Source organism: Desulfobacter sp. (assembly GCF_050177295.1).
In genome coordinates this window covers 1-3134 of the sequence record NZ_JBFXHE010000477.1, presented here as the reverse complement: position 1 = coordinate 3134, position 3134 = coordinate 1, and the positions used below count along the sequence as shown (strand labels likewise).

4 protein-coding genes are annotated in these 3134 nt (G+C 49.0%); all 4 read left to right on the top strand.

Annotated features, from left to right (window positions below; genetic code table 11):
- A partial coding sequence (gene rnfG, locus AB7U36_RS21355) for an RnfABCDGE type electron transport complex subunit G (protein WP_428161637.1) occupies positions 1-604 on the top strand: 604 nt, incomplete at its 5' end.
- Between the two features lie 21 nt (positions 605-625).
- Entirely contained in the window at positions 626-1234 is a 609-nt protein-coding gene (rsxE, locus tag AB7U36_RS21350) for an electron transport complex subunit RsxE (protein WP_428161636.1), read from the top strand.
- 18 nt (positions 1235-1252) lie between these two features.
- The gene (locus AB7U36_RS21345) at positions 1253-1828 is read left to right on the top strand and encodes an electron transport complex protein RnfA (protein WP_428161635.1); all 576 of its coding nucleotides are present in this window, start codon (positions 1253-1255) and stop codon (positions 1826-1828) included.
- Between the two features lie 32 nt (positions 1829-1860).
- Positions 1861-3134 (top strand): (Fe-S)-binding protein (locus AB7U36_RS21340; protein WP_428161634.1); only part of this gene is annotated, 1274 nt, incomplete at its 3' end.

The window sequence follows — 3134 nt, the reverse complement described above, 5'->3', positions numbered from 1 at the left end:
TCTTCCGATCTGGTGCCCCATGCGTGAGATGCTTAGTATGATTGTGGTACTGACCGTTCTTACGGCAGTATCCGGCGGCCTTCTTGCCGCCGTTGAACAGACAACCAGGCCCCAAATCGAAGAGCAGGTTTTGAAATTTCAGAAAGCACCGGCCATTAAAGAAATTTTCACGGATATCAGCAATGATCCCATCCAGGAACGCGTTGACGTGACTGTTGATGGGACCACGCTTCAGGTTTTCCCGGCCGTCCTTAGTGACGGAAAGAAAGCCGTGGCGTTTGAAGCCAAAGGCACTGGCTTCGGCGGTCCTGTCGGGCTGATGGTCGGTATCAACCTTGGCACTGATGAAATCATTGCGGTGCGCGTTACAACCCACTCGGAAACACCAGGCATCGGTTCCAGAGCCAAGGAGGACCTGTCCTTTGTTTCCCAGTTTGCCGGAAAGTCCATGTCCGCCAATTTCAGCCTTAAAAAAGGCGGCGGTGACATCGACGCCATGTCCGGTGCAACGGTCACGTCAGCTGGTGTCAGCCAGGCCGCACTCGCAGCCCAGGCCCTGTACAAGAAACTGAAACCTGAAATCGTTAAACAAATCGCCAACTAAGGTCGTTCAGGAGAGATAATTATGGCACAATCCCTGGTAAAAGAATTTACAAAAGGTCTGTGGGCGGAAATTCCTCCGTTCCGGCTGGTTCTTGGGCTTTGCCCCACCCTTGCCGTAACCAAGACCGTAGAAAACGGCATTGGCATGGGCGTGGCTACCACCTTTGTTCTGGTCTTCTCAAATATTTTGATCTCCATGCTTAGAAATATAATTCCCTCAAAGGTCAGAATTGCCTGCTACATTGTTATCATTGCCACCTTTGTTACCATTGTAGAATTTATGATGCAGGCCTATACCTATGAACTGTTCCTGAAACTGGGTATTTTCATCCCCCTGATCGTTGTAAACTGTATTGTACTGGGCCGGGCAGAAGCCTTTGCCGGTAAAAATACAATGATTCCCTCTGCAGCTGACGGCTTGGGCATGGGCATTGGTTTTACCATGTCCCTGGCAGCACTCGGGGCTGTGCGTGAGCTCATTGGGGCCGGCACCCTGACCGTATGGGGTGGTTCTCCCATCTTTACAATAGGTCATGGCTATATTCCCTTTCAATTCATGATTGAAGCACCGGGTGCATTTATCGGCCTGGGCCTGATGCTCTGCCTGATGAACCTCATCGGGCAAAAATAAGGTAAGGAGATTGATAACATGGGTGATTTATTTGTTCTGGCAATCAGCTGTATTTTCATCAACAATATTCTCCTTGCCCAATTCTTAGGCAACTGCCCCTTTCTGGGCACCTCCAAAAAAATGGAGACTGCCATGGGAATGGGCATGGCTGTTGTATTTGTTCTGGTCATGGCAGGCATGATAACCTGGATCGTAGATGTGTACCTGCTTAAAGCGATGAATGTGGAATTTCTCCGGACCGTGTCCTTCATTCTGGTTATCGCGGCTCTGGTTCAATTCGTGGAAATGTTTTTAAAAAAGAGTATCCCGGGGCTGTATGCAGGCCTGGGTATTTTTCTTCCACTGATTACAACCAACTGCGCGGTTATGGGTGTGTGTCTGATTAACATCAAGGAAGAATACACCTTTATTGAGGCTCTGGTATCCTCTTTTGCCTATGCAGTAGGATTTGGTCTTGCCCTGGTTCTGTTCGCCGGCATCAGGGAACGGATCATTCTATCACGGGTGCCCAAACCTTTACAGGAAACCTCCATCGGTCTTGTGACTGCGGGCCTGCTCGCATTGATATTTACCGTTTTCAGGGGCATGGTTTAGTTTATAACACAAATATAATATAAGGTGATTGTATGATTCCAGCTATACTGCTAATGCTGGGCATTGGCGCAACATGCGGCATCGTGCTCAGTCTTTCTTCCAAAATCTTTTATGTGTATGAAGACCCCAGAATCGCACAGGTAGAGAACAATCTTGCAGGCGCAAACTGCGGTGGCTGCGGATACGCGGGATGTTCTGCGGCCGCAGAAGCCATAGTGTCAGGTAAGGAACCCCCAAGCCTTTGCATTGTCAATTCCAAGGAAGGCGTTGAAGCGGTTTCCCGTATCGTGGGCGTAGATGCGGGTGCGGCTGAAGCTCCGTTATCCTACAATATGTGTGAGGGCGGTAACCGGGCTGCTGATAAATACCATTACATGGGTGTATCATCTTGCAAAGCCATGGATTCTATTTATGGCGGACACAGGGTTTGCACGGTCGGCTGCATCGGTCTTGGGGATTGTATTAAGGCATGCAAATTTGGCGCCCTTGACATGGGGCCGGACGGTTATCCCGTGGTTGATGACGCCAAATGCGTTGGCTGTGGCGCATGCCAGAAAGCCTGCCCCAAAGATATTATTCAGGTCAAAACCCTGACAGAACAACTAATGAAGTTCAACCAGACGTATGATCCTCTGGCACCTTGCGCCCAGACCTGCCCTGCTGAAATCAATATTCCGAAATATATCAGTGAAATAAAAGCCGGAAAATATGCTGAAGCGGTTCAGACCATACGCATGAGAAACCCCCTTCTCCTTTCCTGCGGAAGGGTATGTCCTCATCCTTGTGAAGATATGTGCAGAAGGGGTATTGAGGATGAACCGGTTTCCATTAACCAGCTCAAACGCTTTGTTGCTGACTATGAAATGAATTCTGGTTCCCGGATTCCCATTACCTGCGCCCCTGATACCGGTAAAAAGGTGGCGGTAATTGGCGGCGGACCTGCCGGACTTTCCTGTGCATATTTTCTAAGGCGGATCGGGCATCAGGTCGATATCTTTGACGCTATGCCCAAACTTGGCGGTATTATCAGATACGGCATCCCAGAGTACAGACTTCCTAAAAAGGTTCTGGATTGGGAAATCCAGGGAATTCTCGATTTAGGAATCAATGCCTTTACCCAAGTTAAATTCGGAGTAGACTTTGGACTAAGCTCTCTGGTAGCCTCCGGATACCACGCCATATTCATGGGAATTGGTGCCTGGAGCGATTATGCCCTCGGCATTGAAGGGGAAAACCTTGACGGATGTTATAAGGGAATTGACTGGCTTTCGAAATTTTCCAGTGGTCAGGAAATGAAGCTAGGAAA